We start from the raw sequence: 14,353 nt of genomic DNA, 5'->3' as shown, positions 1-14,353 counted from the left end.
CCGCGGCATTGTTTTTGTCGATTCCTGAGGGTTGTCCGAGAACCGGGCGGGCACCGCCGCGGGGAACCGGTTCCCCGCGGCGGTGGCGGGCTCAACCCAACCGGGCCTGGATGTCGGCCGAGAAGGTGATGAGCTTGGTGTAGACGCCCGGCTTGCCCGGGCGGGCGCAGCCCTCGCCCCAGGAGACCGCGCCGATCAGCTTGCCGCCCGCGACCAGCGGGCCGCCGGAGTCGCCCTGGCAGGAGTCCACGCCGCCGCCCGGGACGCCCGCGCACACCATCGAGTCGGCGATGAAGTCCGAGCCGTAGGCGGTGGCGCAGTCGGCCGCGGAGGTCACCGGAACCGACGCCTTGAGCAGCGTGTCGGAGGCGGAACCGCCCTCGGAGGTGGTGCCCCAGCCGAGCACGGTGGTGTCGGTGCCCGCCGCGTAGAGGTCCTCGTCACCGGGACCCGCCACGGCGATCGGGGGAGCGGACAGGTCGCTGCCCAGGGTCAGCACGGCGACGTCCGCGCTGATCGCCGGGTCGCTGTAGTCCGGGTGCACCCAGACGTCGGTCACCTCGGCGGTCTCGCCACCGGCGGCGGTCAGGTCGGTCAGCCCGGAGACGACCTCGATCTCCGACGGCGAGGTGCCCTCAACACAGTGCGCGGCGGTCACCACCTTGTCGGCCGCGGCGAGCGAGCCTCCGCAGAACTGGAAGCCGTCGGGCGTGGTGAGCGCGACGGTGTACGGGAAGTCGGCGATGTCGGCGGCCTCGCCGCCGACGACGTAGGGCGTGATGGGATCGGCCTGCGCGGTCGACACCGTCGCGGCGGCAGCCGCCGCGAGCACCGCTGCGGCAACCCCGATCAGGCGGGTGAACCGCCTTGCCTCAGCCATGGTCCTTCTCCTTCGTGCCGGTCGACCGGGAGGGCGTTCCCGGGCGTCCACCCATGGCTACCGGCCGGTCACGGTCAGACGACACCCGCGAAAGAACTGAGCCGATCGGGTGAAGGGGATGCCGAGGTGGCTGTCGACCTGGGCATCGAGGGTTCTGGACCGACCCGACTTTCGGATGGACTTCGCCGGGGAGGGGTCGATCGGCTGGGCACGGGCAGATCCCGCCGCGTTCTCAGGCGCGCGTGCCCCACAGCAGGAAAGTCGCCGTAGACGGCTGCAAACCGGTGGTGTCGTCGGGCAGCGCGAGGAGTTCGGCCACAGAGAGCTGGCACCCGCGCACCGCGTACCCGGCGTCGGCCAGCGCGCGCCGCGTGCCGCCCAGCCGGTCCGGTTCGGGCACCAGCACGACCACCCGCTCCGCGCCCGCCGCGGCGCAGGCGCGCACCACCTCCGGCTGCGAGGAGCCGACGAACACCGAGTCCGGCCGCGGCAGCGAGCCGAGGACCCTGGTGGGCTCCCCGTCGGCCAGCCGCACGTCCACCCCGTGCGCCCCGGCGTTGGCCACGATCCGCACGCACAGCCCGGAGTCGCGCTCCACCGCGATCACCGCCGCGCCCAGCCGGGCGGCCTCGATGCCCACCGCGCCCGACCCCGCGCACACGTCCCACACCAGCGCCCCCGGTCGGGGCGCGAGCCGGGCCAGCACCAGCGCCCGCACCTCCGGCGCCAGGCCGACCCCGGTCCGGGTGGCGAACGCGCTGTCCTCCAGCGCCCAGCCGCCCACCGGGGGCACCGGGTCGCCGCCCGCGATCCAGCCGTCCTGGCCGATGCTGTCCAGCGAGGCCAGGCACAGCACCAGGTTCGGCTCCCGCCAGACCCGCCGCTCGGCCTCGCTGACGTCCAAGATGGACAGTCGTTCGCCCGGGCTGCCGACGTGTTCGAGCACCGCGATGTTGCGCCGCCAGCCGTCCAGTTCGCGGGCCAGCTCGGCCGGACCGGCGCCCGGGGCGGTGAGCACGGCGACGGCCTTGCGGGCCCGGCAGACGTTGACCGCGTGCCGGAAGTCGCGGCCCCGGGCGCTGACCACGGCGATGTCGTCCCACGGCCGCTTCACCAGCGCGGCCATCCGCTGCACGTCGGTGACCGACGGCCAGGCGACCACGTCGAGCTTGCGCGCCCGCAGCGCCCGCAGGTCGCCGAAGTACCCGGCGTCGCCCGCCACCAGGACGGCGGTGGGGCCCTCGGCCACGGCGATGTCGTCGACCGGCAGGCCACCGCTGCTGTCGAGCGTCGCCCGGTCCGGCGGCACGTGCCGCTCCAGCAGGTGCCGGGGGCCGACCACCAGGCGCGCCTGCGCCAACACCGAACCGGCCCCCGGCGGCAGTCCCTGCCGGTCGAGTCCGATCACCGTCACCGTCATGCGCGGTATTCGACCACGCCGCCCCCGGGGTCGGGAACGCGCGGGCGGTCAGGCCTTCTTCGCCCCGCGCCGGGCCGGGGTGCGCGGGCTGCGGGCGGTGGGCTTCTTCGCCGCCGCCTTGGTGCCGCGCTTGACCGCGACCGCCTTCTCCTCCGCCTGCACCGCTTCCGCACCCTGCTGCTCGACCACCGGCTCCGCCTGCTGCGCCTCGGGTTCGGCGGTGGACCCGCCGCGGCGGGTCCAGGTCTGCCGGGCCTCGCCCGCCACCTTCGGCCTGCGGGCGCGGGCGGTCCAGCGGGCGGGCTGGTCGCCCTCGACGACCCGGTAACCCGGGCGGGGGCGGGCGCGGGTGGTGTCGCCGACGAGGAAGTGCGCGTGCCGCCAGAGGTTGGCCTTCTTCACCTCCGCCGCCAGCTCGGCGACGGTCGTGCGCAGCACCGCCTCCGACGGCCAGGTGACCTTGTAGGCCACCGTCACCGGCACGTCGCCCTCCAGGCCCGCGGCGAGCAGCGCCTCGGCCAGGTCGGCGGCGCGGGCGGCGGGGGCGTGCACGACCAGGGTCCGCCCCGGCGACGCCAGCTCGCGCACCGACTCGACGCCCTCGACGCTCACCACGGTGTCGGCCCCGGGTTCGACCAGGGTGGTGCCGGTGGACGCGGCGGCGGCCGAGACCGGGGAGACCCCGGGGACGACCTCGACGTCGAGCCCGAGCTTCTCGCAGGTCTCGCGCTGCTCGCGCAGGTCCGGCACCAGGGCCGGGTCACCGGCCAGCAGGCGCACCACGCGGCCGAGCCTGCTGCCCACCGTGCGGTAGACCTCCAGCAGCTCGTCGGCGCCGAGGCGGGTCACGTCGACCAGCTCCGCGTCGGCGCGCGCCTGCTCGCGCAACCAGGTCGGGTCGACCGCCGCGGGGGAGAACAGCACCACGTCGGCGGCACCGATCCGGGCCGCCCCGCGCAGGGTGATCAGGTCGGCCGCTCCGGGCCCGGCTCCCACGAAACTCACCACGGCACGCATGCGGTGACCGTATCGCCTGCCCGGGTGCCCGCCCGCCACCGGCCCGGTGCCAGACTCGCACGCGTGAACCCCGACGGACCCATCCCGGGCGAGCAGGCGCTGTCCTGGCTCGACGCGCACGCCGAGGACCGCAAGCGCGCGGGCCTGAGCAGGCAGCTCCGGCCGCGGCGGCCGGACTCGGACCTGCTGGACCTCGCGGGCAACGACTACCTGGGGCTGGCCAGGGACAAGCGGGTCGGCGGGGCCGCCGCGGCGGCGGCGCTGCGCTGGGGCACCGGGTCGACCGGGTCGCGGCTGGTCACCGGCAGCACCGAGCTGCACAGCGAGCTGGAGTTCGAGCTGGCCCGGTTCTGCGGCACCCAGGCGGCGCTGGTGTTCTCCTCCGGGTTCACCGCCAACCTCGCCGCGGTGACCGCGCTGACGGGCAAGAACTGCTCGATCGTGACCGACGCCAACATCCACGCGTCCCTGATCGACGGGTGCAGGCTCTCCCACGCCCAGGTGGCCGTGGTGGGCCACTGCGACGTGGCCGCCGCGACGCGGGCGCTGGCGACCAAGCAGACCGAGCGCGCGGTGTACGTGACCGACTCGGTGTTCAGCGTGGACGGCGACCTGGCCCCGTTGGCGGAGCTGGCGGGCGCCTGCCGTGAGCACGGCGCGGCGCTGCTGGTCGACGACGCGCACGGCCTCGGGGTGCTCGGCGAGGGCGGTCGCGGCGCGGTGCACGCCGCCGGGCTGGCAGGCGCGCCGGACGTGGTGACCACGGTGACGCTGTCGAAGGCGCTGGGCTCGCAGGGCGGTGCGGTGCTGGGGCCGCGCAAGGTGATCCGGCACCTGGTGGAGAACGCGCGCAGCTTCATCTTCGACACCGGGCTGGCCCCGGGCAGCGCGGCGGCGGCGCTGAGCGCGCTCACGACGCTCAAGGACGAGCCCGAGCGCGCCGAGCGGGTGCTGACCAACGCGATGACGCTGGCGGTGCGGCTGCGCGAGGCCGGGCTCACCGTCAGCGACCCGGCCTCGGCCGTGGTGTCGGTGCGGGCGCCGTCGGCGGACGCGGCGCTGCGCTGGTCGGAGGACTGCCGCGCGGCCGGGGTGTGGGTCGGCTGCTTCCGGCCGCCGTCGGTGCCGGACTCGGTCTCCCGGCTGCGGCTGACCGCGCGCGCCGACCTGACCGAACCGGAGCTGGAGCGCGCGGTGGACGTGATCACCCGCACGGCGCCGAAGCCCTGAGCGACCTGGAGCGGTTCCCGGGCCACGGGCGTTCCGGCGCGGTCAGGACACCCTGAACGGCTTCGAGCATCGGGACGGTGATTCCCCGGTGTGGACCTCCTACCGCGGCACCGGGGCAGTCCTCCGGGTGCGGGAGCCTGGTGCGGCCGACCAGGGGTCCGCCGAGGCAGGGGAGCCGGTTCCGCCGCTGCACCCGCTCGCTACCGCGGGATCGCGGGGCGGCGCATGTGGACGTGCGTGATGCCGTCTTCGTCGTAGGGCTCGCCCTCGGGCGCGTAGCCGAAGCGCGCGTAGAGGCCCTGGGCGGTGACCTGGGCGTGCAGTTCGCTCTCGTCGCCGCCGATGTGCTCCAGGGCGGCGGCCATCAGCCTGCCGCCCAGACCGGTGCCGCGCGCCGCCTCGGCGGTGCAGACCCGGCCGATCCGGCGGACCGCGCCGGGCGCACCGAGGACCCGCAGGCAGGCCAGTGGTTCCGCGCCGGGCTGCCACCACAGGTGCAGGGTGTCGGGGTCGAGGTCGAGGCCGTCGACCTCGGGGTACGGGCACCGCTGCTCCACGACGAACACGTCGCACCGGAGCCTGAGGAGTCCGTGCAGTTCGGCGGCGGTCAGCTCGGGGCCTGCCGCGACGCGCAGTTCAGTCACCCCGCCTGGGTATCACAACTGCGCGGTGATCACGGGGATGAAGTCGGCGACCCTGGCGTAGACCCCCGGCCTGCCCGGTTCGGCGCAGCCCACACCCCAGGACGAGACGCCCGCGAGCCTGCCCCTGATCACCAGCGGACCGCCCGAGTCGCCCTGGCAGGTGTCGACACCGCCCTCCGGCAGACCCGCGCAGACCATGGTGGCGGCGTCGTAGTCGGTGTAGGCGCCCGCGCAGGTGGTGTCGGAGGTCAGCGGGACCTGCGCGCCCATCAGGTAGCGGGAGGTGGCGCCGCCCTCGGAGGTGCGCCCCCAGCCCAGGACCGTGGCCTTGGTGCCCGCGGCGTAGCCGTCGGGGTCGGTGGCCAGCGGGAGCGGGGTGCTGGGCACCTTCTTCGCCAGGGTGAGCACGGCCACGTCGTTGCCCTCGGTGACCTTGGTGAACTGGGGGTGCACCCAGAGCTTGCTGATCGGGGAGACGACGCCCTCGGTGCTGTTCTTGTCCTCCCGGCCGGACACCACGCGCAGGTTCTCCGCCGAGCGGGCGGCCACGCAGTGCGCGGCGGTGAGCACCTTGTCCTGGGCGACGAGGGTGCCGCCGCAGAACTGGAAGCCGTCGGCGGTGGTCAGGTAGACGGCGTACTGGTGGTCGGCGATGCCGACCCGCTGGCCGCCGACGATCTGCTGGCCCGCGTCGGCCGTGAACGGCCCGAGCAGGGCGGCGGCGGCGGTGGCCAGGACGGCGACCGCGGCGACGACGCCGAACACCCGGCGCGTGGAGGATCGCATCTCGACTCCTGTGCGTGAGAGTGGGCGACTTTGCGTGACAGCCTAGGCCGTCGCGCCCCCGAATGGTTCCTCCGCGCTGTCACCCGACCGGGTGGACTCGGCAGGTGGTGCATCCTGGTCCCGTGTTCCGCCGATCGCTCGACCGCCTGATCACCGCCCTGTCGGTCGCCCTGGTCCTGGGCGCCTGCACCACACCGGAGGAGCAGGGGCGAGCGGCCGCGGCTTCCCCCGACCCACCCGCTCCGACCGCCGCGGCAGCGCCGACCACCGCCGCGCCGCCGTCGGCGACCGGCGCGCCCCGGACTTCGGCTCCCCCACCGCCGACCACCACCGCCGCGCCGGCGTGGGTGGTCGGTGCGACACCGCTGCCGTTGCGGCCGGACGGCTTCGGCCAGGTGCTGCCGACCCCCGCCGTGCTGGCCGACCGGGCGCTGCCGACCGCCGACCTGCTCCCACCGCCCGTGGACGGCCGGTTCGCGGTGACGGTGGCGCCGGTTCCGGAGGCGGTGGTGGCGCGCAGCACCTGGCAGCCGGGGTGCCCGGTGGCACTGGCGCAGCTTCGGTACCTGACGATGTCGTTCTGGGGGTTCGACGGCAAGGCGCACACCGGGGAGATGATCGTGAACGCCTCGGCCGCCGAGGGGGTGGCGGGGGTGTTCCGGGCGCTGTACGCGGAGCGCTTCCCGATCGAGGAGATGCGGGTGACGGCCGCGCCGGAGCTGGACCTGGCGCCGACCGGGGACGGGAACAACACCGGGGCGTTCGTCTGCCGCAAGGGCAGGAAGCTGTCGTCGTGGTCGGCGCACGCCTACGGGTTGGCGTTGGACGTCAACCCGTTCTGCAACCCCTACATCCAGGGGGACCTGGTGCTGCCGGAACTGGCATCGTCCTATGTGGACCGAAAGAACCGCCGACCCGGCATGGTGTTCGCCGGGGACACGGCCGTGCGGGCCTTCGCCGCGATCGGGTGGTCGTGGGGCGGGGAGTGGTCGTCGCCGAAGGACATCCAGCACTTCTCCGCACTGGGGCGGTGACAGCGTGACGGTGGTGAAGTCGGTGCTGCTGTTCGTGTTGGCGGCGGTGGCGGAGATCGGCGGGGCGTGGCTGGTGTGGCAGGGCATCCGGGAGAACCGGGGCTGGGTGTGGGTGCTCGGCGGGGTGGTGGCGCTGGGGGCGTACGGGTTCGTGGCGACGTTGCAGCCCGACGCGGCGTTCGGGCGGGTGCTGGCCGCCTACGGCGGGGTCTTCGTGGTGGGGTCGCTGCTGTGGGCGGTGGTGGCGGACGGGTTCCGACCGGATCGGTGGGACGTGCTGGGGGCGTCGGTGTGCCTGGTGGGGGTCGTGCTGATCATGTACGCGCCGCGCTGACGCGGCGCGGGCCACGACGACGCCGTGCCCGCACCGCGCGGCAGCGGCGGGCCCGCGGTCCTGCGGGCCCGCCCCCACAACCCGGTCAGCTCTTCGGGGTCGGCTCCTGCTCGGCGGTGGTGTCGCCGTTGCCGCCGTTGCCGCCGAAGCCGCGGAAGACCTTGCCCGCGGCGTTGGAGAGGGTGCCGCCCACGTCGTTGAGGATCTTCACCAGGGGGTCGGTGGAGTTGTTGAAGGAATCCTTGTAGGACTTGGCCGCCGACTTCATGTCGTCGCCCAGGTTGCTGGTGGGGGCGTCGTCGTCGCGGCGGGGGTACTCGCCCGCGAGGATGGCCCGGTACTCCGCCGAGGCGGCCCAGCGCTGGAGCTGGGCGGCGCGGACGACGGCGAACGGGTGGCTCATGCCCTCGACGTTGCGCAGCTTGTGGATGCTGTCGCGGATGTCGTCGACCTCCTCGTACTCGCGCGCCTGCTGAAGGAACGAGGGGATGTCGATCTGGGTCAGGTCGGTGCCGCCCGCGAGGTAGACGTGCGTGCGGAGGGCGGCGGCCGGGTCCTGGGCGCACAGCAGGCCCGCGCGGTCGCAGGTCAGCTCCGCCTTGCGGAACCACTCGCGCAGGGCGGCGATGACCGCGCGCAGCGCGAGGGCGCCCGCGGGCAGGAAGGCGATGGTCAACTGCAGGTGCAGCAGGCGCATCAGCAGGGTGCGCAGCACCGCGTGCCCGGAGAGGACGTGGCCCATCTCGTGGCCGATGACGAACCGCAGGCTCTCGGTGTCCAGCGCCTCGACCAGGCCGGTGGTGAGCACGATGAACGGCTCGTCGATGCCCACCGTCATGGCGTTGGCCACCGGGTTGCGCTCGACGAAGAGCTTGGGGACGACGTCGAGGTCGAGGGTTTCCGCGCACTCGTTGCGCAGGCGGTCGAGCTTCGGGTACTGGTTCTCCCCCACCCGGATCGCCGAGGCCAGGGCCATCAGCCGCTCGCCGCGCTCGGAGAACAGGCCCGCGGCGCCCTTGAGCACCTCGGAGACACCGGGGACCGCGCGCAGCGTGGCCATCGCGCCCCGGTCCACCGGGTGCTCGTACGCGCGCGGGCTGATGCGCGCGAAGCGCACCCGCGTCGACGACTGCGAGACCTCGTTCACGTCGTTGACACCGTTGTCCGGACTGTCGGTCACTGTGTTCCCCGTTTCTCCCCTTGGATTCGCCACCACAGTAGGCCGGTTCGGGGAATCGGGGGGCGATTTGTCCACAACCCCGGGGGGATATCGGGGATGACCCTGAGCCCCGGCCGAGTTGTCCACAGGCGGCGGTCGCGACCACGCGGGCGTCGCCCGGCGCGACTAGATTCGCGGTCGGCGGGTCAGCCGGACCCGCCGACCGGACCAGCCAGGAAGAAGGAGCGCATGAGCCTCGACCGCCCGGTCGCGCCCGACCCGTACGAGCTGCTGCCCGCCGTGGCCTCGTTCACCGTCACCTCCGACGACGTGGCCGACGGCGCGAAGCTCGACCTCGCGCACGTGCACGACTCCGCGAACGGCGCGAACACCTCCCCCGCGCTGTCGTGGAGCGGCGCCCCCGAGGGCACCAGGAGCTACGTCGTCACCTGCTTCGACCCGGACGCCCCGATCCCCGGCGGGTTCTGGCACTGGGTCGCGGTGAACATCCCCGCCGAGACCACCTCCCTGCCGCGGGGCGCGGGCGCCGACGACGCGTCGCTGCCCGGGGACGCGTTCCACGTGGCCAACGACATGGGCGCGCACGGGTACGCGGGGGCCGCGCCGCCGCAGGGCGACCAGGACCACCGCTACTACTTCGTGGTGCACGCGGTCGACGTGGACGCCCTGGAGGTCGACGGCTCGACCAGCCCGGCGGTGGTCAGCTTCAACCTGGCCTTCCACACCCTGGGGCGGGCCGTGCTGACCCCGACCTACCGGCACTGACGGCGGGGAATGCCGGAGCCGGTCGATGGGGTTGGATGAGGCGTGCGCTTCGATCTGGTGATCATCGGGACCGGCTCCGGCAACTCGCTCCTCGACCCGCGGTTCGCGGGTCTGAAGGTGGCGTTGGTGGAACGCGGGGTGTTCGGCGGGACCTGCCTCAACGTGGGCTGCATCCCGACCAAGATGTTCGTCCACACCGCGGACATCGCGCTGATGCCGTCGTCGTCGTCGAAGCTGGGGGTCGACGAGACGCTGGACGCGGTGCACTGGCCGCAGATCCGCGACCGGGTCTTCGGCCGGATCGACCCGATCGCCGCGGGCGGCCGGGAGTACCGGACCGACCACCCGGACAACGCCAACGTGACGGTGTTCGCGGGTGAGGCCCGGTTCACCGGTGACCGCACGCTGGAGATCACCCCGAACGACGGGTCGGACCCGGTGACCATCTCCGGTGAGCGCGTGGTGCTCGCCGCGGGCGGGCGGGCGGTGGTCCCGGACATCCCCGGCATCGACGAGGTCGAGTACCACACCAGCGACACGGTGATGCGCCTGGAGAAGCTGCCCGCTCGGATGGTCGTGATTGGGGGCGGGTTCATCGCCGCCGAGTTCGCGCACGTGTTCTCCGCCTACGGCGTCGAGGTCACCGTGGTCGCCCGCGGCGGGGTGCTGCTGCGCCAAGAGGACCGCGACATCAGCGAGCGGTTCACCGAGCTGGCCCGGCAGCGCTGGGACCTGCGGCTGGGCCGCCAGGTCCGCCGGGTCGCCAAGACCGACACCGGGGTCCTGGTGGAGCTGGACGACGGCACGACCGCAGAGGGCGAGGTGCTGCTGCTGGCCACCGGCCGCACGCCCAACTCCGACCGGCTCGACGTCGACAGGGGCGGCATCGAGGTCACCGGGTCCGGGCACGTGGTGGTCGACGAGTACCAGCGGACCACCGCCGAGGGCGTCTGGGCGCTGGGCGACATCAGCTCCCCGTGGGAGCTCAAGCACGTGGCCAACCACGAGGCGCGGGTCGTGCAGCACAACCTGCTGCACCCCGACGACCTGGTGGCCGCCGACCACCGCTTCGTCCCGCACGCGGTGTTCACCGCACCGCAGATCGCCTCGGTCGGCCTCACCGAGCAGCAGGCGCTCGACCGGGGCGTCCGGTACGTGACCGCGACCCAGGACTACGCGGGCATCGCCTACGGCTGGGCCATGGAGAACACCACCGGCTTCGCCAAGCTCCTGGCCGACCCGGCGACCGGGCAGTTGCTCGGCGCGCACATCCTCGGCCCGCAGGCACCCACCCTGATCCAGCCGCTGATCCAGGCCATGAGCTTCGGCCTGGACGCCAGGTCGATGGCCAGGGGGCAGTACTGGGTCCACCCGGCGATGCCCGAGCTGATCGAGAACGCCCTGCTCAACCTGCCGCTGGACTGATCCCGCCCCGACCGGTCCGGCAGCGGACCGGCCGGGGGCGGTCAGACGGTGCGGGTCCGGCCCGCGGCGTGACCCACCACCGCCTGGACCGCGATGACGGCCAGGATCAGCACCAGTGACGCGGTCCAGCCGCCGGTCAGCGAGTGCAGGGAGCCGAACGCGAACGGGCCGAGGGCGCCGATCAGGTAGCCGAGGCTCTGCGCCATGGCCGAGAGCGTGGCGGTGTCGGCGGCGTTGCCGGTGCGCAGTGAGATGACCATCACCGCCAGCGAGAACACGCTCATGCCCACCCCGACGAGGACCGCCCAGAGCAGCGGCGCCGCGGCGGGCGCCAGCCACAGGCCCAGCACGCCCACCCCGCCGATGAGGGTCATGCCGACGATCCAGGCCGACTGGTCGCGGGCGCGGGCGGCCAGCGGCGGCACCAGCAGGCTCACCGGGACCCCGATGAGGCTGGTGATCGCCAGCATCAGCCCCGCCGTGTCGCGGTGCAGGCCCGCGTCGACGAACAGCTCGGGCATCCACCCCATCACGGTGTAGGCGACGAGGGCCTGCAGGCCGAAGAACGCCGTCACCGTCCACGCCAGCCGGTTGCGCAGCAGCGACCGGCCCACGACCGCCGCCGCGGCGACGTCGGCCTCGGTGTCGGAGTGGCGGGCGCCCGCCGACCACACCAGCAGCGCCCCGGCACCGAGCAGCGCCCACGCCGCCAGCGCGCCGCGCCAGCCGCCCAGGGCGGTCGAGAGCGGGGAGGTCAGGGCCGCTCCGAGGCCGCCGCCCGCGGCCAGCGCCGCCGTGTACACACCGGTCACCACGCCCACCCGCCGCGGGAAAGCGGACTTGATCACGACCGGGATCAGCACGTTGCCCACCGCGATCCCGGCGCAGGCGACCAGCGTGCCCGCCAAGACCACCCACGGGCCATCGAGGACGCGCAGCAGCAGGCCCAGGGTCAGCACCGCCATCGCCGCGCCGATCGCGCGGGCCACGCCCAGCGACCGGCCGACCTTGGGGGCGAGCACGCCCGCGGCGCCGAAGCAGACCGCGGGGACGGCCGTGAGCAGGCCCGCCCAGGTCTCCCCGGCGCCCACCGAGACCCGGACCTCCTCCAGCACCGAGGCCAGGCTGGTGACGGCGGGGCGCAGGTTCGCCGCCGCGCAGGCCACGCCCGCGACCAGCAGCGGAGTGCCGACCAGCGCGGTGTTGCGACGTCCCGCCCCGAGCTTGCGTCCTGATGGCCCACTGTGCGACAGGGTGTCCATGGCACTCTTGACGTTCCCGGCGACCTGGGCACCCGTGGGCGACTGCGGGCAGCGCTGGACCGTCATGGACCGAGTATGACAAACGTAGGATGTTTGACCGAGAGGATGGCGCTGTGCCGCTGGCCACTACCCGGCGATCGGGCCTCGTCGACCAGGTGATCGAACAGATGCGTTCGGCCATCGCAGGCGGGGAGTGGAAGGTCGGGGAGCGCATCCCGACCGAGCCCGAACTCGTCGCCGCCCTCGGCGTGGGCCGCAACACCGTGCGCGAGGCGGTCCGCGCCCTCTCGCACGCCGGTCTCCTGGAGGTCCGCCAGGGCGACGGCACCTTCGTCCGGGCGACCAGCGAGTTCTCCGGCGCGGTGCGCAGGCTCGCGGGCACCGAGCTGCGCGACGTGCTCCAGGTCCGGCGCATCCTGGAGGTCGAGGGCGCCCGGATGGCCGCCGAGCACCGCACCGACGCCGACCTGACCGAGCTGACCGAACTGCTCGCCCGGCGCGACCGGTCGATGGTCGCCAAGGACTACGAGGCGGGCGTCGACCAGGACGCGGCCTTCCACATCGCCGTGGTGCGCTGCTCGCACAACGCCCTGCTCGCCGAGCTGTACTCCGGCCTCACCGAGATCGTCCGCGCCTCGGTCGCCAGCACGGTCGACGCCACCCCGCGCAACGCCGACATCGACCACGGCGGCCTGCTCACCGCCATCCGCGAGCGCGACGCCGACCGCGCGGCCGCTGAGGCGGGCGGCTTCCTCGACGAACTGATCGCGGGCATCGAGGCCGACTGAGCACCCGCCGCCGGGACATCGGTGGCGGTGCCCGGTGGTCTAGGGCGCGCCCGGCGGCACGAACGGCAGCCCGGGGGTCGCTCCCCGGTCGAGCAGGCGCAGCACCGCGTCGGTGTCGAGGTGCTCGGCGACCAGGTCGCCGAGCAGGTCGAGCTGGGCGGCTCGGGCGGCGGTGAAGGAGACGTCGTCGGCCCCGAGGAAACCGTCGCGGCCGGACCAGGCGGCGACGCGGCGCAGCAGGGCGCGGCGCACGCCGTCGTCCTCCAGCAGGCCGTGCCAGTGGGTGCCCAGGACCGCGCCGGACACCGCGCCCTCCCCGGTTCCGTCGGGGAGGGTCAACAGGCCGGGCAGGGTGGTGCGCACGACCCGGCCGTGGTGGATCTCGTAACCGGTCGCCGGGACGCCGAACGCGGTCCCGGTCGGGCGGGTCAGGGTCTTCTCCTCGGCGAACTCGAAGTCGACGTCGAGCAGGCCCAGCCCGTCGACCACGCCCGCGCCGGACTCCACCCGGTCCTCGATGCGCGCGCCGAGCATCTGGAAGCCGCCGCAGATCCCCAGCACCGGCAGCCCCTTGGCGGCGTGCGCAGCGACCGCGTCGGCCAGCCCGGTCGAGCGCAGCCAGGCCAGGTCGGCCACGGTGGACTTCGACCCGGGCAGCACCACCAGGTCGGCGTCGGCCAGCCGCGACGGCTCGGTGACGAACCGCACCGACACCCCCGGCTCGCAGGCCAGCGCCTCGACGTCGGTGGCGTTGGAGATGCGCGGCAGCCGCACCACCGCGACCCGCAGCCACTGCGAGCCCAGCGCGGGCGCGGGCCTGCCGACGACCCCGTCAGCGGTGTAGGACAGCGAGTCCTCCGCGTCGAGCCACAGCTCCTCCCGCCACGGCAGCACCCCCAGCACCGGGCGGCCGGTCAGCCCGCGCAACTGGACCAACCCGGGGTCGAGCAGCGCCGGGTCGCCGCGGAACTTGTTGACCACGAACCCGCTGACCAGCGCCTGGTCGGCGGCGTCGAGCAGGGCCAGGGTGCCGAACAGGTGCGCGAACACCCCGCCGCGGTCGATGTCGCCGACCACCAGCACCGGCAGCCCGGCGGCGCGCGCCAAGCCCATGTTGGCGATGTCGGTGGCGCGCAGGTTGATCTCGGTCGGCGACCCGGCGCCCTCGCACACCACCGCCTCGTAGTCCGCGCGCAACCCGGCGAGGGTGTCCAGCACGGTCGTCATCAGCTCGGCCTTGCGCTCCCGGTAGGACACGGCGCTCGCCACCCCCACCGGCCTGCCCAGCACCACGACCTGCGAGCTGCGGTCGGACCCGGGCTTGAGCAGCACCGGGTTGAACCGCACCGACGGTTCCAGGCCGCACGCGGCGGCCTGCACCGCCTGCGCCCGGCCGATCTCACCGCCGTCCGGGGTGACCATCGAGTTGTTCGACATGTTCTGCGCCTTGAACGGCGCCACCCGCACCCCGCGGCGGGCCAACCAGCGGCAGAGACCGGCGACGAGGACGCTCTTGCCCGCGTCCGACGTCGTGCCCGCGACCAGCAGTGCTCCGACCATCCGCGCGTTGCCTCCCCGCTCGTCGTAC

At 74.1% G+C, this 14,353-nt stretch carries 14 protein-coding genes; 6 read left to right on the top strand and 8 right to left on the bottom strand.

All coding sequences use genetic code 11. The annotated features are described in order from the left end of the window. Window positions 1-91 precede the first annotated feature (91 nt). The 3 genes from UO65_RS09790 to UO65_RS09780 form a co-directional block, all read right to left on the bottom strand. Window positions 92-880, bottom strand: a complete 789-nt coding sequence (locus UO65_RS09790; protein ID WP_035280875.1) for a S1 family peptidase — start codon at window positions 878-880, stop codon at window positions 92-94. A 232-nt stretch (window positions 881-1,112) separates the two neighbouring features. Beyond that, a complete protein-coding gene (locus tag UO65_RS09785; RefSeq protein ID WP_035280873.1) occupies window positions 1,113-2,300 on the bottom strand; it encodes a bifunctional cobalt-precorrin-7 (C(5))-methyltransferase/cobalt-precorrin-6B (C(15))-methyltransferase in 1,188 nt (395 codons plus the stop codon). 48 nt (window positions 2,301-2,348) lie between these two features. Then, a complete protein-coding gene (locus tag UO65_RS09780; protein ID WP_084175428.1) occupies window positions 2,349-3,317 on the bottom strand; it encodes a cobalt-precorrin-4/precorrin-4 C(11)-methyltransferase in 969 nt (322 codons plus the stop codon). 63 nt (window positions 3,318-3,380) lie between these two features. Here UO65_RS09780 and UO65_RS09775 point away from each other — a divergent pair, with 63 nt between their 5' ends. Then, window positions 3,381-4,547 (top strand): 8-amino-7-oxononanoate synthase, encoded by a 1,167-nt coding sequence (locus UO65_RS09775; RefSeq protein WP_035280871.1) that lies wholly within the window; start codon window positions 3,381-3,383, stop codon window positions 4,545-4,547. A 200-nt stretch (window positions 4,548-4,747) separates the two neighbouring features. On the opposite strand, the gene UO65_RS09770 is transcribed toward UO65_RS09775, so the two are convergent. Together UO65_RS09770 and UO65_RS09765 are read right to left on the bottom strand one after the other, a co-directional pair. Beyond that, window positions 4,748-5,191 carry a GNAT family N-acetyltransferase gene (locus UO65_RS09770; RefSeq protein WP_035280869.1) on the bottom strand — a complete coding sequence of 148 codons (444 nt, stop codon included), beginning with the start codon at window positions 5,189-5,191 and terminating at the stop codon, window positions 4,748-4,750. A gap of 12 nt (window positions 5,192-5,203) precedes the next feature. Further along, window positions 5,204-5,977 carry a S1 family peptidase gene (locus UO65_RS09765; RefSeq protein ID WP_035280867.1) on the bottom strand — a complete coding sequence of 258 codons (774 nt, stop codon included), beginning with the start codon at window positions 5,975-5,977 and terminating at the stop codon, window positions 5,204-5,206. A gap of 122 nt (window positions 5,978-6,099) precedes the next feature. Here UO65_RS09765 and UO65_RS09760 point away from each other — a divergent pair, with 122 nt between their 5' ends. Next, window positions 6,100-7,011 carry a M15 family metallopeptidase gene (locus UO65_RS09760; protein WP_233427510.1) on the top strand — a complete coding sequence of 304 codons (912 nt, stop codon included), beginning with the start codon at window positions 6,100-6,102 and terminating at the stop codon, window positions 7,009-7,011. A 4-nt stretch (window positions 7,012-7,015) separates the two neighbouring features. Beyond that, window positions 7,016-7,345: a YnfA family protein gene (locus UO65_RS09755; protein WP_035280865.1), complete on the top strand. Its 330-nt coding sequence runs from the start codon at window positions 7,016-7,018 to the stop codon at window positions 7,343-7,345. A gap of 85 nt (window positions 7,346-7,430) precedes the next feature. On the opposite strand, the gene UO65_RS09750 is transcribed toward UO65_RS09755, so the two are convergent. Then, window positions 7,431-8,525 (bottom strand): M48 family metallopeptidase, encoded by a 1,095-nt coding sequence (locus tag UO65_RS09750; protein WP_035280863.1) that lies wholly within the window; start codon window positions 8,523-8,525, stop codon window positions 7,431-7,433. A gap of 228 nt (window positions 8,526-8,753) precedes the next feature. Here UO65_RS09750 and UO65_RS09745 point away from each other — a divergent pair, with 228 nt between their 5' ends. Both UO65_RS09745 and UO65_RS09740 read left to right on the top strand, forming a co-directional pair. Next, on the top strand, window positions 8,754-9,290 hold the full coding sequence (locus UO65_RS09745) for a YbhB/YbcL family Raf kinase inhibitor-like protein (protein ID WP_035280860.1): 537 nt from the start codon (window positions 8,754-8,756) through the stop codon (window positions 9,288-9,290). Window positions 9,291-9,332: 42 nt separating this feature from the next. Then, on the top strand, window positions 9,333-10,715 hold the full coding sequence (locus UO65_RS09740) for a mycothione reductase (protein ID WP_035280858.1): 1,383 nt from the start codon (window positions 9,333-9,335) through the stop codon (window positions 10,713-10,715). 41 nt (window positions 10,716-10,756) lie between these two features. Here UO65_RS09740 and UO65_RS09735 read toward each other — a convergent pair whose 3' ends face one another. Then, window positions 10,757-11,977, bottom strand: a complete 1,221-nt coding sequence (locus UO65_RS09735; RefSeq protein ID WP_052020957.1) for an MFS transporter — start codon at window positions 11,975-11,977, stop codon at window positions 10,757-10,759. 113 nt (window positions 11,978-12,090) lie between these two features. Between UO65_RS09735 and UO65_RS09730 the strand changes: the two genes are divergently transcribed. After that, complete coding sequence (locus UO65_RS09730; protein WP_181400183.1) at window positions 12,091-12,765, top strand: FadR/GntR family transcriptional regulator; 675 nt, start codon at window positions 12,091-12,093, stop codon at window positions 12,763-12,765. Window positions 12,766-12,804: 39 nt separating this feature from the next. Here UO65_RS09730 and UO65_RS09725 read toward each other — a convergent pair whose 3' ends face one another. After that, a complete protein-coding gene (locus UO65_RS09725) occupies window positions 12,805-14,325 on the bottom strand; it encodes a cobyric acid synthase (RefSeq protein WP_035281020.1) in 1,521 nt (506 codons plus the stop codon). Window positions 14,326-14,353: the final 28 nt, after the last annotated feature.

The organism is Actinokineospora spheciospongiae (assembly GCF_000564855.1).
GTDB lineage: Bacteria > Actinomycetota > Actinomycetes > Mycobacteriales > Pseudonocardiaceae > Actinokineospora > Actinokineospora spheciospongiae.
The sequence above is the reverse complement of the archived record's forward strand: the minus strand, read 5'-3'. Positions and strand labels throughout refer to the sequence as shown.

Bases quoted from the DNA above. Each gene is read 5' to 3' on its own strand.
- UO65_RS09790 (WP_035280875.1), bottom strand. From the start codon at position 880: ATGGCTGAGGCAAGGCGGTTCACCCGCCTGATCGGGGTTGCCGCAGCG.
- UO65_RS09780 (WP_084175428.1), bottom strand. From the start codon at position 3,317: ATGCGTGCCGTGGTGAGTTTCGTGGGAGCCGGGCCCGGAGCGGCCGAC.
- UO65_RS09745 (WP_035280860.1), top strand. From the start codon at position 8,754: ATGAGCCTCGACCGCCCGGTCGCGCCCGACCCGTACGAGCTGCTGCCC.
- UO65_RS09735 (WP_052020957.1), bottom strand. From the start codon at position 11,977: ATGGACACCCTGTCGCACAGTGGGCCATCAGGACGCAAGCTCGGGGCG.
- UO65_RS09785 (WP_035280873.1), bottom strand. From the start codon at position 2,300: ATGACGGTGACGGTGATCGGACTCGACCGGCAGGGACTGCCGCCGGGG.
- UO65_RS09765 (WP_035280867.1), bottom strand. From the start codon at position 5,977: ATGCGATCCTCCACGCGCCGGGTGTTCGGCGTCGTCGCCGCGGTCGCC.
- UO65_RS09725 (WP_035281020.1), bottom strand. From the start codon at position 14,325: ATGGTCGGAGCACTGCTGGTCGCGGGCACGACGTCGGACGCGGGCAAG.